Source organism: Pseudomonas sp. TH04, from assembly GCF_016651355.1.
Lineage (GTDB): Bacteria > Pseudomonadota > Gammaproteobacteria > Pseudomonadales > Pseudomonadaceae > Aquipseudomonas > Aquipseudomonas fluorescens.
In genome coordinates this window covers 6,190,096-6,213,254 of record NZ_JAEKEA010000001.1, presented here as the reverse complement: position 1 = coordinate 6,213,254, position 23,159 = coordinate 6,190,096, and the positions used below count along the sequence as shown (strand labels likewise).

Sequence of the window (23,159 nt, the reverse complement as noted above, 5' to 3'; positions counted from 1 at the left end):
AAAGCATGATTACAAACACGGTGAATCCTGACCGACGTGGGCTCAGAACAATGACCCGGCCCGGGATTTGGCCAGGTAGCGCGCCGGGGAATCCCCCAGGTTGCGCCGAAACACCGAGGTAAAGGCGCTGGAACTGCTGAACCCCAATTCGAACGCCACTTGTGTGATCGATGCACCATGACTGAGCCGTGCGGTGGCCTCCAGCAAACAGACCTGCTGGCGCCAGGCCACAAATGTCATGCCGGTGCTGTCCTGAAAATGGCGGGTGAAGGTCCGTCGACTCATGCTCGCCCACGTGGCCATCTCGTCGAGGGAAACGGTTTGCGTAGGCGCGTCCAGAAAGCGCTGGCAAGCACGGGCCAGGCGCGGCTCAGCGGGCAGCGGCGCACTGAGGGGCAATGCACGCATGCGGCCTATTTCATCGATCAGCAGCGTCAACACGCAGTGCCGCCGGGTATCAGACGCTGCCGATGGGCCAATAGCCAACGCCGCTTCCAATAGATGCCGGAGCAGTGGCGACACCTCGACGACCTGGCAACGCTCGCGCAGCCCGGCCCGCTCGGCCGCCTGGGCATCGAGGTAGGTATTCAACATGACCACGTCGCCACGCATGTGCATTTCGTGGGCAATGCCACCCGGCACCCAGATCGCCCGCTGTGGCGGTACCACCCAATTGCCTAGGTCGGTGAACATTTTCAGCGCGCCGGTGGAGGCGTAGGCGAACTGCCCGCGCGGGTGGGTATGCCGCTCGAACACGGTGCCGGACGGGTACTCACGCAGGGTGACCAGCGCTTCGGGGGCATTATCGTCAAAGGTCGGAATCATGGCCCGATATTGTCAAAAGATGACCTGACATAGCAAGCGGGCCAACCCTGCGCGCCCTACCCTGGAGGCCTTTAAAGCAGCGTGCTCAAAGGAATTCCCATGCAAAAGAAACATCTGGCACTGGCCCTGCTCGTCACCCTGGTCTGGGGGCTGAACTTTCCCATTACCAAGCTGGGCCTGCGTGCCATCGACCCGTTCGTGCTGACAGGCATGCGCTTTGCCCTCGCCGCCTTGCCGCTGGTGTTGTTCATCCAGCGCCCCGGCGTCAAGTTCGGCTATGTGGCCGCCTACGGCATTATTTTCGGGTTGGGCATGTGGGGCGTGATCAACTATGGCATTCAGGCTGGCGTGAGCCCGGGAATCGCCTCGTTGCTGATTCAGTGCAGCGTGTTTTTTACGCTGGGCTGGGGCTACCTGTTGTTCAAGGAAAAAATCCGCCGCGCACAATGGCTCGGCGCCGTCATGGCATTGATCGGGCTGGCGGGCATCATCTCTGCCCAAGAAGGCGAGCATGCGGTAGTTGGGGTTGTGTTGATCGTGTTCAGTGCGTTGGCCTGGAGTGTCGGCAACGTCATCATCAAGGCATCGGGCGTGAAGGAAATTTTCTCGTTCATGGTCTGGGCCAGCCTGTTTCCACCAATCCCACTGTGGCTGATGGCCTGGTGGATGCACGGCAACGCGGCGTTCGACGGCCTGCCGACCCGCCTCGACCTGACCGCCGTGTGGTCCCTGCTGTTTCAGGTTTACCTGGCCACGCACTTCGCCTATTGGGGCTGGAATACGCTGCTCAAGGCATACCCCGTGTCGACGGTGGCGCCGCTGTCACTCTTGATCCCGGTGTTCGGGATCACCAGTTCGATGCTGATACTCGGCGAACGCATTTCCCCGACCAATGGGCTCTTCATCAGCATCATTATCATCGGCCTGGCGGTCGGGCTTTACCGCAAACCGGTGGTGCATGACGCCGCAAAAAAAACCGCCCTTTCGGGCGGTTGAAGGTGCTCGGCTTTGATCAGAAACCGAGGGAGAAACTGATCGTCATCGCATGGTCCTTATCGTTTTGCTTTCGATGTCATGCCAGCTGTAGGCCACGCCCCTACGCGCCACGGTTGCATCCGAGGTAAGCAGCGCATTCTGCGCAGCAGCACCACCGACAGCGGTGCCGCTGTCCAACGCTGCCGCAATTGACTCACACGCATCGAGTGCGAAATACCTGACCGCGGTGACAACTGATCTGGTTTTTCGAAACGGTAGTCGAACCTCAGCGAAGTCATTGAATTAAATGGTATTAATACTTTCGTAAACGCCGTGCAAGAATGGGATCACAGCCAACAGCCATTGCCTTTCGCATCAAAAATACAAGTTTAGAATTGTAAAAAAGCGCTCTAATAGCCCCCTGTTGATTCGTTTTAAAGATTCTGGAGTTCGCAATGCCCCATGAAGGCAACCTGTTACAAGCAGCCGTGGTGTTCCTGCTCGCCGCCGTGCTAACGGTGCCCCTGGCCAAGCGCCTGCAACTGGGCGCGGTGCTGGGCTATCTGTTTGCCGGCGTGATCATCGGCCCGTCGGTCTTGGGCCTGGTGGGCAACCCGCAAAGCGTGGCGCAGTTCTCTGAGTTGGGCGTGGTGTTGCTGCTGTTTATCATCGGCCTGGAGCTGTCGCCAAAGCGCTTATGGGTGATGCGCAAGGCGGTGTTCGGGGTCGGCCTGGCGCAGGTGTTGCTGACCGGGTTGGTGATGGGTGCGGTGGCGTTGTGGCTGTTTGGCCAAACCTGGAACAGCGCGATTGTGCTGGGCCTGGGCCTGGCGTTGTCCTCCACTGCCTTTGGCCTGCAAAGCCTGGCCGAGCGCAAGGAACTGAACCAGCCGCATGGGCGTCTGGCCTTTGCGATTCTGCTGTTCCAGGACATCGCCGCGATCCCGCTGATTGCGATGGTGCCGCTGCTGGCCGGCAGCGACCACCCGACCACCGAAGCCCAAGGCCTGCAACACGTCTTGCAGATCCTCGGCAGCATCGCCGTGGTGATCATCGGCGGGCGCTACCTGTTGCGCCCGGTGTTTCGCATCGTCGCCAAGACCGGCCTGCGCGAAGTGTCCACCGCCACCGCGTTGCTGGTGGTGATCGGCACCGCCTGGCTGATGGAGCTGGTGGGCGTATCCATGGCCCTCGGCGCATTCCTCGCCGGGCTGCTGCTGGCGGATTCGGAGTACCGTCACGAACTCGAATCCCAGATCGAGCCGTTCAAGGGCCTGCTGCTCGGGCTGTTTTTTATCAGCGTGGGCATGGGCGCCAACCTCAGCCTGCTGCTCAGCTCGCCGCTGGTGGTCATCGGCCTGACCCTGCTGTTGATCGGTTTGAAATTGCCGCTGCTGTACGCGGTCGGCCGCCTGGTAGGCGACCTGAATCGCGAAAGCGCGCTGCGCCTGGGCGTGGTGCTGGCGGCAGGCGGTGAATTCGCCTTCGTGGTGTTCAAGATCGGCCGCGACCAGGGCTTGTTCGAGCCGCATCTTTACGATGTGCTGGTGCTGACCATTACCCTGTCCATGGCCGTGACCCCGCTGCTGTTATTGATTTGCCCGAAGCTGTTCAAGTCCAAGGCCAAACCCGTGGAAGTGCCCGATGAATACCGCGCCATCGAAAGCGATGCGCCGCGCGTAGTGATTGCCGGCATGGGCCGTATGGGCCAGATCGTGGCGCGGATTCTGCGCGCGCAGAACATCTCGTTCATCGCCCTCGACACTTCGGTCGAAACCATCGAACTGACCCGCAGTTTCGGCGGCATGCCGGTGTTTTATGGTGACCCGCAGCGCCCGGAAATCCTGCACGCCGCCAAGGTCGATCAGGCAGAGTTCGTGGTGATCGCCATGGACGACCCGGAGATCAATATCAAGACCGCCGAATTGGTGCGCACGCTCTACCCGCACATGAACATCATCGCCCGCGCACGTAACCGCCAGCACGTGCACCGCCTGGTGGACCTGGACGCCTCACCCGTACGCGAAACGTTCTACTCCAGCCTGGAAATGAGCCGCCGTACCCTGGTCGGCCTCGGCTTGAGCCAGGCCCAGGCCGATGCGCGTATCACCCGCTTCAAAAATCACGACCTGCAGTTACTCGCCGCCCAACACGCGGTGTATGACGACGCAGCCAAAGTGATGCAGTCCGCCCAGGAAGCCCGTACGGAACTGGCGCGGCTGTTTGAGATGGACCGCCTCGAAGAAGAGTCCGACAAGGTGTGAGGCTACGGATGAACGATCTTGCGAATTTTCTGACAGAATACGCCGCAATTTCGTTCATCTCTGGAGCGCTTCATGGCCACTTTCACCAAGACCGCCGTCCTGCTGGCCCTTGCGCTTTGCGCCGGTAGCGTGTTCGCCGCCAACAAGCCCGCCGCCACACAGACCATCTCGACGCTGGGCGGCAAGTTCACCTTTAACCTGCCCAAGGCCTACACCGCCGACACGCTGCCAACCGGCAAGGCCGAGGACGGCACCGCCGACACCCAAGGCACGCTGTACGCCAACTCGGCGACTAAAAGCGTGGTGATCGTCGCCGAAACCGTACGTAACGACGGGGCAACCATCAAAGACAATGACCCGCAGTTCCTCGACGGCGCCGTGGCTGACTTCGTCAAGGACCAGAGCGCTGCCCTGCCCGACTTCAAGAAGCAAAACGAGAAAAAACTGACCTTCAAAGGCCTGGGCCTGCGCCAGGTGGACAGCACCGCCACCCAGGGCGGCGGCAAGACCTTGAACTCCACGTTCCTGGGCGGTTCCGGCAAGCACTTGCTGGTGATCCAGGCTATTTCGCGGGCGGATGATGTGAAGGGGCATGCCGAACTGGTGAAGCAGATTACCGGCGGCAAGTAAGCCTCATCCCTGACAACACAAATCAAATCTGGGAGCGGGCTTGCTCGCGAATACAGTGGATCCGTTAACGATGAGTTGACTGACACAGTGCATTCGCGAGCAAGCCCGCTCGCACATTTTTGATCGCGCTTACTTCAAGGTTTTCTCTAGCCACGCCTTCAGGTCCTGCACTTCTGCCGCACTCACGGTATGCGGCATTCCCGGATACCCGTGGAACTCCGGCTTCAACCCCAGGCCCACCAACACCTCGTTCGCGCGCGTCGCCGACCCATACGGCAGCGCCTGGTCCAGCGTGCCATGGCCAATGAAGATCGCCAACTTGCCCAACGATTCGTTGGGCTTGAGCTCAGCCTTGAGCACCGGCAAGACGCTGCCACTCAAGGCCGCGATCCCGCGCACCAACGCGGGCTGACGCAAGCCGACTTCGTAAGACATGATCGCGCCCTGGCTGAACCCCACCAGGAACACCCGATCGCTTTGCGTGTGGTATTTGGCCGTGGCCTTGCCGACAAAGTCTTCGATCAGCTTCGCGCTGCGTTGCAAGTCGGCGGTCTCGCCGTTGTACTCGGCGTCACCCGAGGTTTTGGTAAACCAGCGATAGCCGTTCGGGTCCACCGGCATCGGCGCTCGCGCCGACAGGTACGTCCAGGTGGAGGGCAGCGCGTCCTTGATGCCGAACAGGTCTTGCTCGTTGCTGCCGAACCCGTGCAGGAAAATCACCAACGGTTGGTTGCGTGAATCGCTCTGCGTCTGTTCCAGGTACGCCAACGGCAAGTCGGTGTGCAGCGTGGCGTCGGCATGGGCGACACCGGCCATCAGGGTCAGCGCCAGGGCAAACAGCTTGAACATGGGGAAGTTTCCTCAGGGTTTGCGCAACAGATAAGTGTCCATGATCCAACCATTTTCCAGGCGTGCGGCCTTGCGCACCCGTTCGATTTCTTCCGCCACGTCACTGACTTTGCCGCTGATCAGGATTTCATCCGGTGTGCCCAGGTAGGCGCCCCAGTAGATATCCAGGTCTTGATCAGCCACGGTACGGTAGGAATCTTCGGCATCGAGCATCACCACCAAGGTGTCCGCATCACTTGCCTGTCCCGCCGCCAACCGGCGCCCGGTGGTGATCTCGATGGAGCGGCCAATGCGGTTCAGTGGCACCTTGTGCTGGGCCGCCAGGGCCTGCACGCTGGTGATGCCGGGTATAACTTCGAACTCGAACGCACAGCGGCCACTGGCGAGAATCGCCTGCAGGATACGGATGGTGCTGTCGTACAACGCAGGGTCGCCCCAGGCCAGGAAGGCGCCGACTTCGCCATCCGCCATGTGCTCGTTGATCATGCGCTCGAAGGTGTGCTGCTTGTCGCGGTTGAGGTCCTGCACGGCGGTGGTGTAGTCGATGTCGCCGCGCAGCCGCTCGGGGCAATCGGCCTCGACGAAGCGGTAGCCGGGCTCGGTGATGTAGGTCGCGCAGATCTCGCGGCGCAGGTCGATCAGCTTGTCTTTGCTCTGGCCCTTGTCCATCAGGAAAAACACGTCGGTGCGGTTCAGCGCCTTCACGGCCTGCATCGTGATGTAGTCAGGGTTGCCGGCGCCAATGCCGATGATCAGGATGCGTTTCATGGGTTGCTCTCATTGCGGGGCGTGGATTTTGCCATGTTCGCCGGGTCAGGCGTGAGTTTCCAGGCGCAGGCGCCAGACAGTATTGAAGCGCAGCTCGGTGGCGGACAGTGGCTCAATGTCGATCCGGTAGAACATCGACACCGGGAACTGCATGACATAGAGCAAGGCGGCGCGAATCACCAACGGGTGGGTGATGGCCAACACATGACCGGGTTGGGTTTCGAGGGATTGCAGCCACTGCCCGACCCGCGCGCAAACCTGCTCCACCGACTCGCCGCCGTGGGGCGTGCTGGTGCTGTCGGTGGCCCAGGCCATCAACGCCGCGCTGTCCAACTGGTTGATGGCCTGGCCTTTCCAGGCGCCCAAATCAGCATCGCGCAAGGCATCTTCGACGTGTGCGTCAGCGCCGAACAGCTCGGCCGTCTGGCGGGTCCTGGCCTCAGGCCCGCACACCAGGCGCAGGTTTTTCTGGTAGCGCCCGGCCAGGGACAACGCTGCGTTTTGCCAATCCATGCTCACAGACTCGTCATCGGCAAACCGCCCCAGCTTTTGCGACGCCGTAGCGGCATGGCAGATCAGTGTCAAACGCGTGGCTGGCACCGCAGATCGCTCCGGTAACGAGTTAGAAGCCTGCAAGACTGGCGCAGTTGACGCTATCGCGCAACGCCTTGCGCCAGATAGAGCACCTGGTAACCCGTGCCCGGGTGGTCCATCTGCAGCGGCTTGGCCGACAGTGTGATCCGCACCAGGCGCCACGCCTGCACATCCAGCGCCAGGAAGACCGCGAATGTATCAGGGCTGTCAGCCAACTGCTGGTTACGTCGTTTTTCCTCGGCCAATATCCCGGCTCGATCCGCCCCTGGCGCCAACGACCATTGCTCCCGGTACAAACTCAACGCGTGCCGCGCGGGCCCTTGCTGCACGTCCAGCGGCAACCAGCTTTCGATGTGCGGGCGGCCAAAGCTGTCAAGCACCTTCTGGAAACCCTCGCCCAACAAGAAGTCGGCGGCCTTCAAGGGGTCTGCCCACAGGTACACGGACGCATAGACATTGCCCGTCGCTAGCCCGCGCTCCTGGGCAATAAATGCCTTGAACAGCAGCCCTTCGGCGCGATCCCACAACGGCCCCAATTGCTCAGCGCGGCGGCGGATAACAGCCATGTCGTAATCGGCAGGCAGGCGGTGGGAATACTGTTTGGCAAACATGGCGAAGCTCCTGTGCAAGATGAGCGTTGAGCTTGCGCAGCAGCAATGATTTCAACAAGATATCAGCGGATATAGGTGCGATAAGGATTTGATATGACTGATGCGCTCAAACCCCTGGACATCGACACCGTGCAGGCCTTCGTCCGGGTCGCCGACTTCGCCAGTTTCACCCGTGCCGCCGAGGCCCTCGACACGTCCCAGGCGGCCATCAGCCTCAAGCTCAAGCGCCTGGAAGAACGCCTCGGTTATCGGCTGCTGGAACGCACGCCCCGCCACGTCAGGCTGTCGCCCCAGGGCGAGCAGTTCATCGTGGCCGCCCGCGCCCTGCTCAACGCCCATGAACGCGCGTTGGGCGACATGGGCGCCCAGCCCTCGCGGCGCCTGGTAATCGGCATCAGCGACCACGTGGCCGGGCCCGACTTGCCCACCTGGCTCGGCCGCCTCGCCGCGTACGACCCGTTGCTGGTCCTCGAAATCCGCATCGCCTCCTCCCGCGATCTGGTGGCCGCGTTCGACCGCAGCGAGTTGGACGCGGTGATCGTGCGCAACGAAGGCGACCGCCAGGACGGCGAAGTGTTGGCCGTGGAGCGCTTTGGCTGGTTCGCCGCGCCGACCTGGCAACACACCCCTGGCCGGCCCTTGCGCCTGGCAACCATGGCGCCACCGTGTGGGGTTCGGCATCTGGCGGTCAGGGCGTTGGATGAGGCCCATATCGACTGGACTGAAGTGTTTGTCGGCGGTGGTGTGATGGCGGTGGGTGCGGCGGTGAGCGCCGGGTTGGGTGTTGCCGCCCTCGCCCACCGTGTGGCCCCGGCCGGGGCGGTGGACGTGAGCGAGCAATACGGTTTGCCCGCATTGCCCGTCAGTGAAGTGGTGCTGTACAGCCGCATCAGTGACCTGCGGTCCCGCGAAACAGTGCGCACGTTGAGCGCAACGTTTCGCGGCGTGTTGCCGCGCTGACGTTTACGCCACCGGGGCTTCTGCACTCACCGTGGCGGCAGCAGCTCGGGCCTGTAACTGTGTGGCGCTCACCGGCGGCACGACCGGGCTGCCGCTGGCGACAAAATCCGCTTTGCGCAGCGCCACCAGGGCAATCAGCGACACCACACCGGTGGCCACGTAGAAATACCACGGCGAGGTGATATCGCCCGTCACCTTGATCAGCCAGGTGGAGATCAGCGGCGCACTGCCGCCAAACACGGCGACCGGCACGTTGTACGCCACCGCAATGCCGGTGGAGCGGATGCGGGTCGGCAGCAGTTCGCTCATCAGCGCATAGGTCGACGAGGCATACAGCCCGAACAGAATCGCCACCGCCATCAACGGTGCGAAGAACGACGCGGCCGTTGCGGTCGGCGCCGACTTGAACAGCCAGAACATCGCCAACGTGGCCAACGTGCCAATCACCATCAGGAACGGCTTGCGCCCGTATTTATCGGTAAACGCGCCGCCGAACGGCATCACGAAGGCCGCCGAAAAACTCGCGACGAAGACGTAGAGCAACGTGGTACCGCTGTCGAACTTGAGGATCTTGGCCATGTAGGTCGACGCGAAGGTCAGCACCAGGTAAAAGATCGAGCTGTGCAAGGTGATGATAAAGAACACCAGGGCAATCGCCCGCTTCCATTGCCAGACCTCACGCAGCGGTGCGCGGGAGGTCTGGCCGGCACGTTGCAGGGCGAGAAACTCGGGGCTGTCTTCCAGCTTGAGGCGGATGTACATGGAGATAAAGCCCAACGGTGCGGCGATCAGGAACGGCACGCGCCAGGCCCATTCTTGCATCACGTCGGCGCCGAGGATCCAGGTCATGCCATTGGCCACGGCGCCGCCCAGCAGCAGGCCGAGCACGGCGGTGACCATCAACCAGCAGGTCGCAAACCCGCGTCGACCCGGCCCGGCGTATTCGGAGATAAAACTGGTGACGGTGCCGATTTCACCGCCCGCCGAAAAGCCCTGCACGCAGCGCACCAGGATCAGCAGGATCGGCGCCGCAATGCCCAGCGTCGCGTAGGTCGGCAACACGCCGAGCATCACCGTCGAGCCGGTCATCATCACCAGCGCCATGATCAGGGTTTTGCGGCGGCCGATCTTGTCCGCCAGCGGGCCGAAGAACAGCCCACCCAACGGCCGGATAAAAAAGCTCAGGGCGAATGCGGCAAAGCTGGCAAGCAGGCTGGTGGTGGGATCATCGGAGACGAAAAACGCCTGGCCGATGTACACGGCGAGAAAGCCGTAGACGCCGTAGTCGTACCACTCGATCAAGTGGCCGGAGGTGGCACCGAGAAATGCACGGCGCCGCTTGCGGACCGTGTCTTGCGCTTGATTGCCCATCGAAGGGACTCCTTGTCTGATGATCTGTCCATGAATAGCGGGTCTAGGGAAGCGCGGCGATACTCGCTGCTTTCAACCACTGCCGCAAGTCGGTCTTGAGGATCTTGCCGTAGCTGTTTTTCGGCAACTCGTCGCGGAACACGTATTTCTTCGGCTTCTTGAACGAGGCCATGCGTTCGACAAACCACGCCGTGAGCCCGGCTTCGTCCAGTGCCTGCCCGTTGCGCGTGACCACAAAAGCAACCACCGACTCTCCCCATTGCGCATCCGGCTCACCGACCACACACACCTCGAATACCTCGGGATGCTGCGCCAGCACTTCCTCGACTTCGCGCGGGTACACGTTGCTGCCGCCGCTGATGATCACGTCCTTGGAGCGGTCAGTCAGGGTCAGGTAGCCGGCCGGGTCGAGAAAGCCGATATCGCCGGTCATCAACCAGCCATCGATCAGGGTCTGGCGGGTGGCTTCAGGGTTGCGCCAGTAGCCCTGCATCACCGTGGCCCCGCGCACGGCAATCTCACCGCGCTGCCCCGTCGGCCGCGGTTGGTGCTGCGCGTCGAGAATGCGAATTTCGACACAGGCGTGCGCTTGCCCGACCGAGGCGGCCAGGCTGGACCAATCCTCGCGTTGACGGTCGGCGATCAGCGCACGGGGCAACACGCTGATGGTCATCGGGCTTTCGCCCTGGCCGTAGATTTGCACCAGGCGCGGGCCAAACGTATCGACGGCCGCGCACAGGTCAGCCAGGTACATCGGGCCGCCGCCGTAGACGAGGGTCTTGATGCCTTCGCCGCGATAACCCTGGCGCTGCGCCTGTTCGACCATGCGCTTGACCATGGTCGGCGCGGCAAACAGCGATACATCGCCCAGCTCGACGGCCAGGCCGAACAGCTCGGCGGCATCAAAACCGTGGGACGCAGGCACCACATGCCGCGCGCCACAGCGCACATGAATAAAATTGTAGAGCCCCGCGCCATGGGACATTGGCGCGGCATACACCACCGCGTCAGCGCCGCTCACCGGGTCGACATCCGTGGCGTAACACAGCGACATAGCGACCAGATTGCCGTGCGTCAGCATCACCCCCTTGGAACGCCCGGTGGTGCCGGAGGTGTAGAACAGCCAGGCAAGGTCCTGATCCTGACGTGCCACCGGCTGCTCCAGCGTCGGCCAGCCGCGGGTCGGCGGCAGCGTGTGGCCGTCCAATTCCTTACAGCGCTGAGGCAAGTCGCGCGATGAGGAAAAGACCCGGCCGCCGTCGGTAAAGATCAGCCGCGCCTGGGCGTCATCCGCGATCCAGGCCGCTTCGCTCGGATGCAGCTTGGCGTTGATCGGCACGACCACTGCGCCCACCCACCAGATGGCGTAGAGCAACTCCAGGTAGTCACAGCTGTTTTTCATCAGCACCGCGACGGCATCACCCGTCGTCACGCCGTGCTGGTCCACCAGGTACGCGGCGCGTTGACGAACATGGGCCGCAAAGGTGGCGTAATCGGCGATTTGCCGGGTGCCTTCGAACAGCGCCGGGCGCTGCGGCTCACGGCGCTGGGTGTCGTGCAGCCAGTTGGCAATGTTCATGGCTCAGCACCGGCGTGCGTGCAGGACCGAGGCGTAGTTGGCCACCGCCATGCCGCCCATGTTGAACACCAGGCCGAACTCCGGGTCTGGCACCGCCAGGCCAATTGGCTCGCCGGTCAATTGCCGAAACGCCAGGGCATGCATCGATACCCCCGTGGCGCCCACCGGATGCCCCTTGGCCTTGAGCCCACCGGAAAGGTTCACCGGCAGCCGCCCACCGGCGCGCACCACGCCGCTGTCGAGCACACGATGGCCCTCACCTTTTGGCGCCAGGCCCATGGCTTCGTAGATCAGCAGTTCGGCGATGGTGAAGCAGTCATGCACCTCGGCGAAACTCAAGTCGGCCAGGGTGATATTTGCACCGCGCAATGCCGTGTGGATCGCCCTTTGCGGGCCCTCAAAGGCCAGGATGTCGCGCTGGGCGATGGGCAGGCAATCGTTGACCTGGGTCATCGCGCAGATCTGCACATCACGGCGAAACGCCCGCGCGCGTTTGGGCGAGGCCAGGATGATCGCGGCGGCGCCGTCGCTGATCAGTGAGCAGTCGGTCAGGCGCAATGACTCGGCCACAAACGGGTTGCTCTTGGACACGTTGTTACAGTGTTCGAAATCCATCACCCGGTGCATCTGCGCCAACGGGTTGGCCATGGCATTGGAGTGGTTCTTGGTAGCGATGGCCGCCATCGAGCCCAGTGGGCAGTGGTAGCGTTCGGCATATTGGCGGGCAGCCCGGCCGAACAGTTGCGGGAAACTCAAGCCGGCTTCGCCCGGGTCGTTCTGATAGCCGGCGCCGGCCAAGGCCTGGGTGACCTCGGCGGTGGAAGTGTGGGTCATCTTTTCGGCGCCCACCACCAACACCAGTTCCGCGCTGCCGGACAGGATCGCATTGACCCCGGCCTGGATCGCCGCCGAGCCGGACGCGCAGGCATTCTCACAGCGGGTGGCCGGTTTGAAGCGCAGGCCGGGGTCGGCCTGCAATAACAGGGAAGAGGCGAACCCGTCAGGCACCAGCCCCGAGTTGAAGTGGCCCAGAAACAGTGCATCGATTGCTGAAGCATCAATGGCCGCATCCGCCAGGGCTTCGCGGGTGACCTGCACGATCAGGTCCTCAAGGGTGGTGCCTTCCAGGCGACCAAAACGCGAATGACCAGCGGCAACAATGGAGACGCAATCAGCAGGCATAATCAATTTCTTCTGTTCTTGATACGGACATTCCTTACAATGACCCACCAGCGGGCCGGCGCCAATTCGTGTAACTACTTACATGGCTAAGTAGCCCGAGGTGAGAAAAACAACGAGGCAGGATGCCCAATGACTGTGTTTGCACAACAACTCCACGACATCGGGCGCCTGGCGTTCCAGCTGTCCCCCGCACCGCAACTGGTCACCAGCAACCGTGTGATCGTCGACTGCAACGACGCTTTCCTGCAGTTGTTCGGCTACTCGCGTGACGCATTGGTCAACCAGCTGACGCTGCTGATCTACCCGTCCCAGGCTGACTACCACGCCATCGGCAAGCGCAGCCACGACTGGTTGCTGGACAGTGAAAACGGCCGCTACTCCGACGAACGTTTCATGCAGCACAAAAGCGGCGAAGTGTTCTGGGCCAAGTCCCACGGCTACACGCTCACGCCCAAAGACCCGTTCAAGCTGATGATCTGGCACTTCGAACGCCTCGATCGCAGCCACCAGGGCACCGGGGACCTCACACCCCGGGAGCGGGAAATTGCCATGCACATCGTCAACGGCCTCAAATCCAAGGAAATCGCCCTGCGCCTGGCGATCTCCCACCGCACGGTGGAAGTCCATCGGGCGCGGTTGATGAAGAAGTTGCAGGCCAAGACGGTGGTGGAGTTGGTGTCGAAAATTATTATGGTGGCGTGACGCGGCCACCGCCGTTGCCCGGCGCACCCTGTGTCGAGGTAGTGCGCGAAGCGGGTTTGGAGCCGGCGTCCGTACAAAGGCTGCTCAAGGCCAACGTGCGCGTGCAGGCCAGCCCATCCGAATGTTCAGCAGGAACCGCATCATGACTGCCACTGTGACGCTCAACCTTATCGACACGCGCATCGCACGCCTGACCTTCGGCAACCCCACTCAGCGCAACGCCCTCAGTGCGCACGTGCTCGCCCGCCTGGATGAACACCTGGTCGCCCTCGCCGCCCAGCGCGTCAGCGTGGTGATTCTGGGTGCCGACGTCGGCCAGACGGTGTGGAGCGCCGGCCATGATCTTGGCGAAGTGGCCCGCGACCGCGACCCCGTTGCCTATGGCAAACCCCTGGAGCAACTGCTGCGGCGAATCCGCGCCTACCCCGGCGTGGTGATTGCGCTGATTTCAGGCTCGGCCTGGGGCGGCGCCGTGGACCTGGCCATGAGTTGCGACATGGTAGTGGCCGACCACAGCGCGAGCTTCGCCATGACCCCGGCCAACATCGGCTTGCCCTATACCACCAGCGGCCTGCTGCGGTTCTTCAACAACTTGCCGATTCATGTGCTTAAGGAGCTGTTTTTCTGCGCGCAGGCACTCGACGCCGAACGCGCCGAACGCTTTGGCGTGATCAACCGTCTGGTCCCTAGCGAGGCGCTGGAAGCCACCGCCGTGGAAATCGCCCAAGGCATCGCCGCCAAGGCGCCGTTGGCAATTGAGGCGGTAAAGGAGCAATTGCGCATTCTCGAAGACCTGCAACCCATGCCCGTGCAGGCCATGGAGCAGATCGCCGAACTGCGTCGCCAGGCCTGCGCGAGCGCAGACTTGAGTGAGGGGCTGGCAGCCTTTGCCGAACGTCGCCCACCCGCCTTTGAAGGGCGTTGACAATTTTTTCATGGTTGATCGTCTAGCATGCGGCCCTTCGTTGGGGAGTAACCGGCTTCTGACCCGTGCAGAAGCGTTCGTATCAACATATTCGGCAACCTGCCGTGGTACGAACACCGTTGAGGTTGGTGAGACCAGCGACACATCCATGCCTAATGTCGGGCGTGTGGTTGTGTCGTTGACTCATACAGCCCGACTGGAAGCCCTACCGTGAACCCCATTTCCCTGATTCTTCTCGCCCTTGCCATGTCCACGGACGCCTTTGCGGCGGCCATCGGCAAAGGCTCCAGCCTGCATAAGCCACGCCTGAGCGAAGCCCTGCGCGCCGGCCTGATCTTTGGTGTAATCGAAGCCATCACGCCGATGATCGGCTGGGCCATCGGCCATGCCGCCACGCGGTGGGTCGAAAGCTGGGACCACTGGATCGCCTTTACCCTGCTGGTCGCACTGGGCCTGCACATGATCTACAACGGGCTCAAGGCCGATGACGACGCGGTGGAAAAACCGACTCAGCATTCGTTCATGATCCTCGCGGTGACGGCCTTTGCGACCAGCATCGACGCGATGGCTGTGGGTGTGGGCCTGGCATTTGTCGACGTGAATATTCTGCTCGCGTCAGCGGCGATAGGCCTTGCGACCATGACCATGGTGACCATTGGCATGATGCTCGGCCGGGTGCTGGGGACGGTGGTAGGCAAGCGCGCCGAGATGGTCGGTGGCGTGGTGCTGATGCTGGTGGGTGCGACGATTTTGTATGAGCACTTGTCGGCCTGAAGACCGGCACGAAACAAAATGTGGGAGCGGGCTTGCTCGCGAAAGCGCGGTGTCAGTCAGAATATTCATCGACTGGCACACTGCTTTCGCGAGCAAGCCCGCTCCCACATTAGATCTTCAGTGGTGTAGAGATTGCGTTCAAGCCGCGTGGCTTTCCTTCTTCAAACTCTCCATATCAATCACGAAGCGATACTTCACATCGCCCTTGAGCATCCGCTCGTACGCCTCATTGATGCCCTGGATATCGATCATCTCGATGTCCGAGACAATCTTGTGCTTGGCGCAGAAATCCAGCATGTCCTGGGTTTCCTGGATACCACCGATCAACGAACCGGCCAGGCTGCGGCGCTTGAAGATCAGGTTGAATACCGTAGGCGACGGGTGCGGGCTGTCGGGCGCGCCGACCAGGGTCATGGTGCCGTCGCGCTTGAGCAGGTTGAGGAAGGCATCAAGGTTATGCGGCGCGGCAACCGTGTTGAGGATGAAGTCCAGGCTGTTGACGACCTTGGCCATTTCGTCCGGGTTCTTCGACACCACAACCTGGTCGGCGCCCAGGCGCAGGCCGTCTTCACGTTTGTTCGGCGAGGTGGTGAACAGCGTCACATGGGCGCCCATGGCATGCGCGATCTTCACCGCCATATGCCCCAGCCCGCCGAGGCCGACCACGCCGACTTTCTTGCCGGGGCCGACCTTCCAATGGTGCAACGGCGAGTAGGTGGTAATGCCGGCGCACAGCAGCGGCGCCACGGCCGCCAGGTTGGTATCGTCATGGGAGATGCGCAGCACGAACTTCTCCTTGACCACGATAGTGTCCGAGTAGCCACCGAAGGTGTTTTCCCCACCAAACACCGGGCCGTTGTAAGTACCGGTAAACCCGTTCTCGCAGTATTGCTCCTCGCCTTCAGCGCAGGAGGCGCAGTGCTGGCAGCTGTCGACCATACAACCGACGCCGGCCAGGTCGCCCACCTTGAATTTCGTCACGTTGGCGCCGACCGCGGTTACGCGGCCGACAATCTCATGGCCGGGCACCGACGGGTACAAGGTGTTGTGCCACTCATTGCGCGCGGTGTGCAGGTCGGAGTGGCAGACGCCGCAGTAGAGGATATCGATCTGTACGTCATCCGCCCCTGGCGCACGGCGCTCAAAGGTAAAGGGTTTGAGCGCATCCTTGGAATCCCGAGCGGCGTAGCTGTAAGTCTTGGCCATTTGGTTCACCTGTTGAACTGACGGTAGGAATCAGTGGACCAATATAGACGCTGAACCGTTCAACCGAGCACATCCGTACAAGCCCTTCGTCCGGTTTAACGCAATAGTAAAACGGACATTCCCCTCGACTACCCAAGGAGTTTTCCATGAGTACATTCGTTGCCAAAGACGGTACCCAGATCTATTTCAAGGACTGGGGCAGCGGTAAACCTGTGCTGTTCAGCCACGGCTGGCCGTTGGACGCCGACATGTGGGAATACCAGATGGAATACCTGAGCAGCCGTGGCTTTCGCACCATTGCGTTCGACCGCCGTGGTTTCGGCCGTTCGGACCAGCCGTGGACCGGTAACGACTACGACACCTTCGCCGACGATATTGCCCAACTGATCGAACACCTGGACCTCAAGGAGGTGACCCTGGTGGGCTTCTCGATGGGTGGCGGTGACGTAGCACGCTACATTGCACGCCATGGCACGGCGCGCGTGGCCGGCCTGGTCTTGCTGGGCGCCGTAACGCCGATGTTCGGCCAGAAACCGGATTACCCACAAGGCGTGCCGACCGACGTGTTCGACGGCATCAAGGCCGGGCTGCTGAACGATCGCGCGCAATTCATCGCCGACTTCAACCCGACGTTCTATGGCATCAATAAGGGTCAAAAAGTCTCCGAGGGCGTACTCACCCAGACCCTGCAAATTGCCTTGCTGGCGTCGCTCAAGTCGACCGTGGATTGCGTCACCGTGTTCTCCGAGACCGACTTCCGTCCGGACATGGCCAAGATCGACGTGCCCACCCTGGTGATCCACGGTGACGGCGACCAGGTCGTACCCTTCGAGACCACCGGCAAAGTGGCAGCCGAGATGATCAAGGGCGCGCAACTCAAAGTGTACAAGGATGCACCGCACGGTTTTGCGGCCACGCATACCCAGCAGTTGAACGAAGACTTGTTGGCGTTCCTGAACCGCTGAAACGGCTGAACCCCCCGCTCCTTGTTGGCCGGGCTTGCCCTAATGCCAGTCAGTTAAGCGAACTGAAATGCTCAATGCAGCGAAGATCTCCTGTGGGAGCGGGCTTGCCCGCGAAGACGTCGGCCCAGCAAACATTGATGTTGACTGACCCACCGCTTTCGCGAGCAAGTCGAATCGTCGCACCGCCGCTCCCACAGGAGATCTGCGCTTAACTGACTGGCATTAGGGCTTGCCCGGCCTTTTTTTATTCAGGCATACCGCTGGCTGAGCGCCAACCGCCCCGGGCCAGCGATCAGAATGCTGGTGAAGATAATCAACAACAGCCAGCCGAACTGCCCCTCAAACACCGTCCATTGCGGATGCACCACCAGCAAGGCCACCCACAGCACGGCCAGGATCGGCAAGCACGCCAGGCGCACCCGCACACCGGCGATGATCAGCAGCGGGCACAGCACTTCGGCGACAATCGCCAGGCACAGCGTGACGTGGGTGCCGAGGTGAAACGGGTCTTCGATCAACGCCAGTTGGTCGCTGTAGTGCAGCAGCTTCGGCAACCCATGCACCCACATCAGAAACACCGCGCCGCTGACGCGCAGGAACAACAGCCCCAGCGCCTGGTACTTTGATTCGTTCATAACCGCCTGTCCCCGTAGAATCCCCCGGCGCCTGTGCGCCGGAGCCGGGGCGATTGTGTCGGCACCGGCGCCGGTAGACTTGCAGGCATGTGCTGACATGACAGCGTTCCGGTTGAATCAACGCTCGCGCACTGTGGTCCCACTCCATACGCTCCCGGTTAAAGGAATTGCACAATGACCCTGCCCAAAGAAATGACCCTGATCGAAATCACCGCCCCCGGCGGCCCTGAAGTCCTGCAACCTCGCCGGGCCGACGTGCCCGTGGCAGGCCCCGGTGAAATCCTGATTCGCGTGCATGCCGCCGGGGTCAATCGCCCGGATGCCCTGCAACGCGCGGGCAAGTACCCGATGAAACCCGGTATGAGCCCGATTCCGGGCCTGGAAGTCGCCGGTGAAGTGGTCGCCCTCGGCGACGGCGTGACGCAATACAGCCTGGGCGACAAAGTCTGTGCGCTGACCAACGGCGGTGGCTATGCCCAGTTTTGCAGCGTACCGGCAAGCCAGGCCCTGCCGATCCCGGAGGGCATGGACTGGATTCAAGCCGCTGCCGTGCCGGAGACCTTTTTCACCGTCTGGGCCAACCTGTTCGGCCTCGGCGACGCGCACACCGGCCAGAGCGTGCTGATCCACGGTGGCACCAGCGGCATCGGCACCACCGCGCTGATGCTCTGCCGCGAGTACGGGATTCAGGCATTTGCCACCGCCGGCAGTGCCGACAAATGCGCGGCGATTGCCAAGCTGGGCGCCGAGCCGATCAATTACCGCGAAGAGGACTTCGCCGCGGTCATCGCGCAGAAGACCGGCGACAAAGGAGTGAATGTCATCCTCGACATCATGGGTGCCTCCTACCTCAACAACAACCTCAAGGCGCTGGCCATGGACGGGCATCTGGTGATGCTGGGTTTCCTCGGCGGCGGCAAGGCCAATGACGTCGACCTGCTGACCATCCTCGGCAAACGCGCAGTCATCACCGGCTCGCTGCTGCGCGCACGCACCAAGGACGAAAAAGCCGCGATTGCCGAACAACTGCGCGAATACGTGTGGCCGGTGCTGTCCGCCGGGCGATGCCTGCCGATCATCGACAAAGTGTACGCGTACACCGACGCCGCCCAGGCCCATGCACGGATGGAAGGCGGCGACCACATTGGCAAGATTGTGTTGCGGGTGGAGTGATTACTCGGCGTACACCGGGTAATCGGTGTAGCCCTGCTCCGAACCGCCGTACATGCCTTCGGCGCGCAGCGGGTTCAGCGGCCAGCCGTTGAACAGCCGCTGCGGCAGATCCGGGTTGGCAATGAATGGGCGTCCGAACGCAATCAGGTCTGCCAGCCCGGCGTCCACCAGGGCTGCGCCGCGCGCTGCGGTGTAACGCCCGGCGTAGATGATCCGCCCGCTGAACGTGCTGCGTACCGCGTGACGGAAGGTTTCAGGCAAGTCAGGCGCGTTGTCCCAATCAGCCTCGGCGATGGACACGTAGGCAATGCCCGAGGCTTGCAGCACCTTGATCGCCTCAATGTAGGTGTGATGCGGGTCTTCTTCTACCAGGCCGATATACACACGGTCCTGGTCGGTGCCGCTGAACAACGGTGAAAAACGCACACCCAGACGCTCTGGCCCGACCACGGCCGTGACGGCTTCGACGATCTCGCGTAAAAACCGCAGGCGGTTGTGCAGCGAGCCGCCGTACTCATCGTCACGCTGGTTGGCGTGGGCCGAGATGAACTGGTTGACCAGGTAACCATTCGCCGCGTGGATTTCCACCCCGTCAAACCCGGCGTCCAACGCATTGCGCGCGGCCTGTGCGTAATGGGCAACCAGCTCGTCAATCTCCAGCACGCTTAATGCCCGCGGCACAGGCGGCTGTTTCAGTTCGCCAACCCCAGGCCCGGTTTCAATAAAGGCCTTGGCTTGCTCGGCCGCAATAGCCGACGGCGCGACCGGTGCGGCGCCTTCCGGTTGCAGTGCGGGGTGAGACACGCGACCGACATGCCACAGCTGGGCGAAGATCACCCCGCCCTCGGCGTGCACCGCGTCCGTCACTTTGCGCCAGCCGTCGATCTGCGCCGGGCTGTAGATACCTGGCGTCCAGGCGTAACCCTGGCCGCGCGGTTCGATCTGCGTGCCTTCGCTGACCATGAAACCGGCGCTGGCGCGCTGACGGTAATACTCGGCCATCACGTCGGTCGCGATATCACCAGGCTGGGCACTGCGCTGGCGGGTCAAGGGCGGCAGTACCACGCGGTTGTTCAAGGTGTGGTGACCCAGTTTTACGGGGGTATTTAAACTACTCGTCATGTAAGAACTTCCAAATTCAAGGCGCGCTAAAGCATTGACGGCTCGTGAGAGCCGCCAATGCATACAGCGATTTAATTAAGTTATGCGGTGAGTTTCAGCAGGGCCTTAGCCACATCACTGGAACTGGCAGGGTTCTGCCCGGTTACCAGCAAACCATCTTCAAGCACAAAGGATTGCCAATCAGCGCCCTTTGCATAGTGGCCGCCGAGTGTCTTGAACTCATCTTCGATCAGGAACGGCACCACATCGGTCAGGCCGACAGCGGCCTCTTCGGCGTTGGAGAAGCCGGTAACGCGACGGCCCTTGATCAACGGCTCGCCATTGACCGCCTTGACGTGACGCAGTGCGCCGGGCGCATGGCAGACAAAGCCGATGGGCTTGCCGGCACGCTCGAACGACTCGATCAGCGCGATGGACGTGCTCGACTCTGCCAAGTCCCACAGCGGACCGTGCCCGCCTGGGTAAAACACGGTGTCGAAGTCGTCGGCGTTGACCGTGTCGAGCTTGACGGTGTTGGCCAGGGCCTGCTGTGCAGCCGGGTCAGCGGCGAAACGTCGGGTCTGTTCGGTCTGCGCGTCAGGCTGGTCGCTGACCGGGTCCAGCGGCGGTTGGCCGCCTGCCGGAGAGGCCAGCACCAGCTCGGCGCCGGCGTCTTTGAAGGTGTAATAGGGAGCCGCAAACTCTTCAAGCCAGAAGCCGGTTTTACGGCCGGTATCGCCAAGCTGGTCGTGAGAGGTCAGTACCATTAATACTTTCATTTTCCAGTGCCTCGATCGATGGGTTTCAGTAGGTGTAAGCATCGGTGTGTTCAGGGCAACCCAACAGGTGTCGGGTCAGCAGCAGCGCCTCGTCAAACGGCGCAGATGTTCGGGTAATCTTGCTCATCACGCTGGTCCCCAGCCACAGCGCATACAGGCGTTGGGCCAGGCGTTGCGGGGGTTGCTGAACCGTCAGCGAGCCGTCTTCGACGCCTTGCAGCAAGGCCTCGGCCAGTAAAGCAATCGTACGTGCGGTGCCGCGCTGCAGGGCCAAACGCATCGGCTCTGAAAGGTCTGACACCTCAGCACCGAGTTTGACGGCAAGGCATTTGCCCGCATCGGTGCAGCCGGTCTGGTTGTCGACCCAGGTTTGCCAATACCGCATCAATTTGGCGCCGCCGGACAGTTCGGGTTGTTGGAACAGTTGCTCGATACCCTGCACATAGTGATCGAAGTAGGTATCCAGCAAGACAACGCCGAATGCATCTTTAGAGTTGAAGTAGTGATAAAACGAGCCTTTCGGTACGTCGGCGGCTTGAAGTATTTCGTTCAACCCCACCGCAGAAAACCCTTTGCGGCTGACAATTAATTGCGCCGTATCCAGGATCGTCTGCCTTGTACTTTTGGTTTCGCTGTTCATTGTTCTTCCCGTCCGATTAGACCAGTCGTCTAGTTCGTTGAGGGAATGTTAGGCGGCGAGAAAAACTTCAACAATGTCATATCCGCAAGGATTCCGGACATGACGCAAAGTTGATTGCCGTTTCGCCGACACCCGTCGACAATCCCCGCTCGCGCCCCTTTGGAGAATGACGATGCACAGCGTTGCGCTGATGGTTTACCCGAACTTCCAGTCCCTGAGCCTCAGCCTGGGTTCGGTGTTCGAGTGCGCGAACCTGCTGAGGGGTGAGTCGGCCTACGAGTTCCACCTGGTTTCGGAGAGCGGCGGCGCGGTGATGACGTCCCAGGGCTTTTCGGTGAATACCACGCCTCTGCGGCCGCAGGGCTATGACACGCTGATCGTCAGCGGCTATCTGGAGTTTCGTCTGCCGGAGGCCAACCTGCTGGAACTGGTAAAGGCCGCCTCCGCTCAATCACGGCGGGTCGCCTCCTTGTGCATGGGCATCTTCGTGCTGGCCGAAGCCGGCCTGCTGCAAGGTAAACGCACCACCACGCACTGGATCCACGCGCCCGCGTTCCGCAAGCGCTACCCGGATATTCACTTGGAAGAAGACAAGTTGTTCGTGGTGGACGGCCAGGTATGGACCGGCGCCGGCATGAGCGCCGGCGTGGACCTGGCATTGGCGATGGTAGAAGCCGACCTGGGCAGCGACCTCGCCCGGCGTATTGCGCGCAAACTGGTGATTGCGCAACGTCGCGGCAGCGAGCAATCGCAATTGTCGGCCTTGCTGGAGCTCGATCCCAAGTCAGACCGCGTGCAACTGGCCCTGGCCTATGCCCGCGAGAACCTGACCCATGACCTGTCGGTGGAGGCCCTGGCCGATGTGGCCCGGCTCAGCCCGCGCCAGTTCAGCCGGGTGTTTCGCGAAGAAACCGGGCAAACCCCCGCCAAGGCCATCGAATCGCTGCGCGTGGAAGCCGCCCGGGCGATGATGGAAACCAGCCGTCACCCGGTCGAAGTGGTGGCCCGCGAAACCGGCTTCGGTGATCGCGAACGCATGCGCCAGGCGTTTCTGCGCGCGTTCGGGCAGCCGCCTCAGGCGATGCAGCAAGCGTTCAATGCAGCGCCGCACGCGTAATCAGGTAGCTCACCAACTGCGGGTCATCATCCAGCTCAAGCGTCTGCGCCGGGCGCGGCAGGTCGTCCAGCACTGCGCGCCAGAACGCCTGGGACACTTCATCCTGATCGTAAAAACGCACCAGCCAATTGGTCTGGCCGCTGCTCAACACCTGGGTCGCGATGGCGCGGCCGATGCCTTTGCGACGATAGCGCTTGAGGATGAACAGGTCAGCCAGTTCCAGGGCATCGATGCCGGGCAGTTCGCTGCCTTCGATCAACAGGAAGCCGGCGATATACCCATCGACCAGCAGCAGGTTGGCGCTCCACTGCGGGTCTTGCCAATAGCGCGTCAGGTGCTCGTCATGGATGTAGAAGCGGCCGTCCGCCTCCACATCTTCCTGCTCCCAGTCCGAGGACTCGTAGGCGTAGTACTGGTAAAGATTGCGGATCAGCTCCGACGCGTCGGGGCCGGTCTGGATCAATTCGACGGTGGTTTCAGGCATGAGGCTCTCGGTCAAAAAAAGCAGGGCGCCATTGTTCACAAAACACGCGT

General features: G+C 61.8%; 24 protein-coding genes and 1 riboswitch. Of the genes, 10 read left to right on the top strand and 14 right to left on the bottom strand.

The window, feature by feature from the left end; genetic code table 11:
- Positions 1–42 precede the first annotated feature (42 nt).
- Entirely contained in the window at positions 43–825 is a 783-nt protein-coding gene (locus JFT85_RS28105) for an AraC family transcriptional regulator (RefSeq protein WP_201230818.1), read from the bottom strand.
- A gap of 99 nt (positions 826–924) precedes the next feature.
- Between JFT85_RS28105 and JFT85_RS28100 the strand changes: the two genes are divergently transcribed.
- The 3 genes from JFT85_RS28100 to JFT85_RS28090 all read left to right on the top strand — a co-directional run bounded on the left by JFT85_RS28100 (position 925) and on the right by JFT85_RS28090 (position 4,694).
- Entirely contained in the window at positions 925–1,821 is an 897-nt protein-coding gene (locus JFT85_RS28100) for an EamA family transporter (RefSeq protein WP_201230816.1), read from the top strand.
- 434 nt (positions 1,822–2,255) lie between these two features.
- On the top strand, positions 2,256–4,064 hold the full coding sequence (locus JFT85_RS28095) for a monovalent cation:proton antiporter-2 (CPA2) family protein (RefSeq protein ID WP_053256640.1): 1,809 nt from the start codon (positions 2,256–2,258) through the stop codon (positions 4,062–4,064).
- 72 nt (positions 4,065–4,136) lie between these two features.
- Positions 4,137–4,694 (top strand): hypothetical protein, encoded by a 558-nt coding sequence (locus JFT85_RS28090; RefSeq protein ID WP_073637761.1) that lies wholly within the window; start codon positions 4,137–4,139, stop codon positions 4,692–4,694.
- 129 nt (positions 4,695–4,823) lie between these two features.
- Here the strand turns inward: JFT85_RS28090 and JFT85_RS28085 are convergent, their stop codons facing one another.
- From JFT85_RS28085 to JFT85_RS28070, 4 genes are read right to left on the bottom strand one after another with little or no spacing between them, the layout of a single operon-like run.
- Positions 4,824–5,543: an alpha/beta hydrolase gene (locus JFT85_RS28085; protein WP_201230815.1), complete on the bottom strand. Its 720-nt coding sequence runs from the start codon at positions 5,541–5,543 to the stop codon at positions 4,824–4,826.
- Positions 5,544–5,555: 12 nt separating this feature from the next.
- Complete coding sequence (gene cobF / locus JFT85_RS28080) at positions 5,556–6,311, bottom strand: precorrin-6A synthase (deacetylating) (RefSeq protein WP_201230814.1); 756 nt, start codon at positions 6,309–6,311, stop codon at positions 5,556–5,558.
- 45 nt (positions 6,312–6,356) lie between these two features.
- A complete protein-coding gene (locus JFT85_RS28075) occupies positions 6,357–6,911 on the bottom strand; it encodes a histidine phosphatase family protein (RefSeq protein WP_053256644.1) in 555 nt (184 codons plus the stop codon).
- A 53-nt stretch (positions 6,912–6,964) separates the two neighbouring features.
- Complete coding sequence (locus JFT85_RS28070; protein WP_201230813.1) at positions 6,965–7,516, bottom strand: DUF4865 family protein; 552 nt, start codon at positions 7,514–7,516, stop codon at positions 6,965–6,967.
- A 93-nt stretch (positions 7,517–7,609) separates the two neighbouring features.
- On the opposite strand from JFT85_RS28070, the gene JFT85_RS28065 reads away from it, so the two are divergent.
- Positions 7,610–8,476, top strand: coding sequence for a LysR family transcriptional regulator (locus tag JFT85_RS28065; RefSeq protein WP_053256646.1), 867 nt, complete (start codon positions 7,610–7,612; stop codon positions 8,474–8,476).
- Between the two features lie 3 nt (positions 8,477–8,479).
- On the opposite strand, the gene JFT85_RS28060 is transcribed toward JFT85_RS28065, so the two are convergent.
- Genes JFT85_RS28060 through JFT85_RS28050 form a run of 3 tightly spaced genes read right to left on the bottom strand, consistent with a single transcriptional unit; the run spans position 8,480 to position 12,608 of the window.
- Positions 8,480–9,847, bottom strand: a complete 1,368-nt coding sequence (locus JFT85_RS28060) for an MFS transporter (protein ID WP_201230812.1) — start codon at positions 9,845–9,847, stop codon at positions 8,480–8,482.
- Between the two features lie 43 nt (positions 9,848–9,890).
- The gene (locus JFT85_RS28055; protein WP_201230811.1) at positions 9,891–11,426 is read right to left on the bottom strand and encodes a class I adenylate-forming enzyme family protein; all 1,536 of its coding nucleotides are present in this window, start codon (positions 11,424–11,426) and stop codon (positions 9,891–9,893) included.
- Positions 11,427–11,429: 3 nt separating this feature from the next.
- On the bottom strand, positions 11,430–12,608 hold the full coding sequence (locus JFT85_RS28050) for an acetyl-CoA acetyltransferase (protein ID WP_053256649.1): 1,179 nt from the start codon (positions 12,606–12,608) through the stop codon (positions 11,430–11,432).
- 129 nt (positions 12,609–12,737) lie between these two features.
- Here JFT85_RS28050 and JFT85_RS28045 point away from each other — a divergent pair, with 129 nt between their 5' ends.
- The 3 genes from JFT85_RS28045 (at position 12,738) to mntP (ending at position 15,009) form a co-directional block, all read left to right on the top strand.
- Positions 12,738–13,310, top strand: a complete 573-nt coding sequence (locus tag JFT85_RS28045; RefSeq protein WP_053256650.1) for a LuxR C-terminal-related transcriptional regulator — start codon at positions 12,738–12,740, stop codon at positions 13,308–13,310.
- A gap of 142 nt (positions 13,311–13,452) precedes the next feature.
- Complete coding sequence (scpB, locus tag JFT85_RS28040; protein WP_053256651.1) at positions 13,453–14,235, top strand: methylmalonyl-CoA decarboxylase; 783 nt, start codon at positions 13,453–13,455, stop codon at positions 14,233–14,235.
- A gap of 30 nt (positions 14,236–14,265) precedes the next feature.
- Positions 14,266–14,433: riboswitch (yybP-ykoY riboswitch) on the top strand.
- Between the two features lie 12 nt (positions 14,434–14,445).
- A complete protein-coding gene (gene mntP / locus JFT85_RS28035; protein WP_069552722.1) occupies positions 14,446–15,009 on the top strand; it encodes a manganese efflux pump MntP in 564 nt (187 codons plus the stop codon).
- Between the two features lie 138 nt (positions 15,010–15,147).
- Here mntP and JFT85_RS28030 read toward each other — a convergent pair whose 3' ends face one another.
- Positions 15,148–16,215 carry an NAD(P)-dependent alcohol dehydrogenase gene (locus JFT85_RS28030; protein ID WP_053256653.1) on the bottom strand — a complete coding sequence of 356 codons (1,068 nt, stop codon included), beginning with the start codon at positions 16,213–16,215 and terminating at the stop codon, positions 15,148–15,150.
- 146 nt (positions 16,216–16,361) lie between these two features.
- On the opposite strand from JFT85_RS28030, the gene JFT85_RS28025 reads away from it, so the two are divergent.
- Positions 16,362–17,180: an alpha/beta fold hydrolase gene (locus JFT85_RS28025; RefSeq protein WP_201230810.1), complete on the top strand. Its 819-nt coding sequence runs from the start codon at positions 16,362–16,364 to the stop codon at positions 17,178–17,180.
- 248 nt (positions 17,181–17,428) lie between these two features.
- Here the strand turns inward: JFT85_RS28025 and JFT85_RS28020 are convergent, their stop codons facing one another.
- Positions 17,429–17,815 (bottom strand): DoxX family protein, encoded by a 387-nt coding sequence (locus JFT85_RS28020; protein WP_201230809.1) that lies wholly within the window; start codon positions 17,813–17,815, stop codon positions 17,429–17,431.
- 174 nt (positions 17,816–17,989) lie between these two features.
- Here JFT85_RS28020 and JFT85_RS28015 point away from each other — a divergent pair, with 174 nt between their 5' ends.
- Complete coding sequence (locus JFT85_RS28015) at positions 17,990–18,988, top strand: NAD(P)H-quinone oxidoreductase (RefSeq protein ID WP_073637766.1); 999 nt, start codon at positions 17,990–17,992, stop codon at positions 18,986–18,988.
- Here JFT85_RS28015 and JFT85_RS28010 read toward each other — a convergent pair whose 3' ends face one another.
- From JFT85_RS28010 to JFT85_RS28000, 3 genes are all read right to left on the bottom strand, one after another.
- Positions 18,989–20,110, bottom strand: a complete 1,122-nt coding sequence (locus JFT85_RS28010) for an alkene reductase (protein ID WP_053256657.1) — start codon at positions 20,108–20,110, stop codon at positions 18,989–18,991.
- An 80-nt stretch (positions 20,111–20,190) separates the two neighbouring features.
- Positions 20,191–20,868 (bottom strand): type 1 glutamine amidotransferase domain-containing protein, encoded by a 678-nt coding sequence (locus JFT85_RS28005; RefSeq protein WP_053256658.1) that lies wholly within the window; start codon positions 20,866–20,868, stop codon positions 20,191–20,193.
- Positions 20,869–20,893: 25 nt separating this feature from the next.
- On the bottom strand, positions 20,894–21,508 hold the full coding sequence (locus JFT85_RS28000; protein WP_069553569.1) for a TetR/AcrR family transcriptional regulator: 615 nt from the start codon (positions 21,506–21,508) through the stop codon (positions 20,894–20,896).
- 172 nt (positions 21,509–21,680) lie between these two features.
- Here JFT85_RS28000 and JFT85_RS27995 point away from each other — a divergent pair, with 172 nt between their 5' ends.
- Positions 21,681–22,625, top strand: a complete 945-nt coding sequence (locus tag JFT85_RS27995; protein WP_053256660.1) for a GlxA family transcriptional regulator — start codon at positions 21,681–21,683, stop codon at positions 22,623–22,625.
- On the opposite strand, the gene JFT85_RS27990 is transcribed toward JFT85_RS27995, so the two are convergent.
- Positions 22,603–23,109 (bottom strand): GNAT family N-acetyltransferase, encoded by a 507-nt coding sequence (locus JFT85_RS27990; protein WP_053256789.1) that lies wholly within the window; start codon positions 23,107–23,109, stop codon positions 22,603–22,605. The two genes, JFT85_RS27995 and JFT85_RS27990, sit on opposite strands and share 23 nt — an antisense overlap.
- Between the last annotated feature and the right edge of the window lie 50 nt (positions 23,110–23,159).

Bases quoted from the DNA above. Each gene is read 5' to 3' on its own strand.
- JFT85_RS28010 (WP_053256657.1), bottom strand. From the start codon at position 20,110: ATGACGAGTAGTTTAAATACCCCCGTAAAACTGGGTCACCACACCTTG.
- JFT85_RS28095 (WP_053256640.1), top strand. From the start codon at position 2,256: ATGCCCCATGAAGGCAACCTGTTACAAGCAGCCGTGGTGTTCCTGCTC.
- JFT85_RS28045 (WP_053256650.1), top strand. From the start codon at position 12,738: ATGACTGTGTTTGCACAACAACTCCACGACATCGGGCGCCTGGCGTTC.
- JFT85_RS28085 (WP_201230815.1), bottom strand. From the start codon at position 5,543: ATGTTCAAGCTGTTTGCCCTGGCGCTGACCCTGATGGCCGGTGTCGCC.
- JFT85_RS28100 (WP_201230816.1), top strand. From the start codon at position 925: ATGCAAAAGAAACATCTGGCACTGGCCCTGCTCGTCACCCTGGTCTGG.
- JFT85_RS28005 (WP_053256658.1), bottom strand. From the start codon at position 20,868: ATGAAAGTATTAATGGTACTGACCTCTCACGACCAGCTTGGCGATACC.
- JFT85_RS27990 (WP_053256789.1), bottom strand. From the start codon at position 23,109: ATGCCTGAAACCACCGTCGAATTGATCCAGACCGGCCCCGACGCGTCG.
- JFT85_RS28030 (WP_053256653.1), bottom strand. From the start codon at position 16,215: ATGGCCAAGACTTACAGCTACGCCGCTCGGGATTCCAAGGATGCGCTC.
- JFT85_RS28000 (WP_069553569.1), bottom strand. From the start codon at position 21,508: ATGAACAGCGAAACCAAAAGTACAAGGCAGACGATCCTGGATACGGCG.
- scpB (WP_053256651.1), top strand. From the start codon at position 13,453: ATGACTGCCACTGTGACGCTCAACCTTATCGACACGCGCATCGCACGC.
- JFT85_RS28070 (WP_201230813.1), bottom strand. From the start codon at position 7,516: ATGTTTGCCAAACAGTATTCCCACCGCCTGCCTGCCGATTACGACATG.
- JFT85_RS27995 (WP_053256660.1), top strand. From the start codon at position 21,681: ATGCACAGCGTTGCGCTGATGGTTTACCCGAACTTCCAGTCCCTGAGC.
- cobF (WP_201230814.1), bottom strand. From the start codon at position 6,311: ATGAAACGCATCCTGATCATCGGCATTGGCGCCGGCAACCCTGACTAC.
- JFT85_RS28055 (WP_201230811.1), bottom strand. From the start codon at position 11,426: ATGAACATTGCCAACTGGCTGCACGACACCCAGCGCCGTGAGCCGCAG.
- JFT85_RS28090 (WP_073637761.1), top strand. From the start codon at position 4,137: ATGGCCACTTTCACCAAGACCGCCGTCCTGCTGGCCCTTGCGCTTTGC.
- JFT85_RS28050 (WP_053256649.1), bottom strand. From the start codon at position 12,608: ATGCCTGCTGATTGCGTCTCCATTGTTGCCGCTGGTCATTCGCGTTTT.
- JFT85_RS28015 (WP_073637766.1), top strand. From the start codon at position 17,990: ATGACCCTGCCCAAAGAAATGACCCTGATCGAAATCACCGCCCCCGGC.
- JFT85_RS28060 (WP_201230812.1), bottom strand. From the start codon at position 9,847: ATGGGCAATCAAGCGCAAGACACGGTCCGCAAGCGGCGCCGTGCATTT.
- JFT85_RS28105 (WP_201230818.1), bottom strand. From the start codon at position 825: ATGATTCCGACCTTTGACGATAATGCCCCCGAAGCGCTGGTCACCCTG.
- JFT85_RS28025 (WP_201230810.1), top strand. From the start codon at position 16,362: ATGAGTACATTCGTTGCCAAAGACGGTACCCAGATCTATTTCAAGGAC.
- JFT85_RS28020 (WP_201230809.1), bottom strand. From the start codon at position 17,815: ATGAACGAATCAAAGTACCAGGCGCTGGGGCTGTTGTTCCTGCGCGTC.
- JFT85_RS28065 (WP_053256646.1), top strand. From the start codon at position 7,610: ATGACTGATGCGCTCAAACCCCTGGACATCGACACCGTGCAGGCCTTC.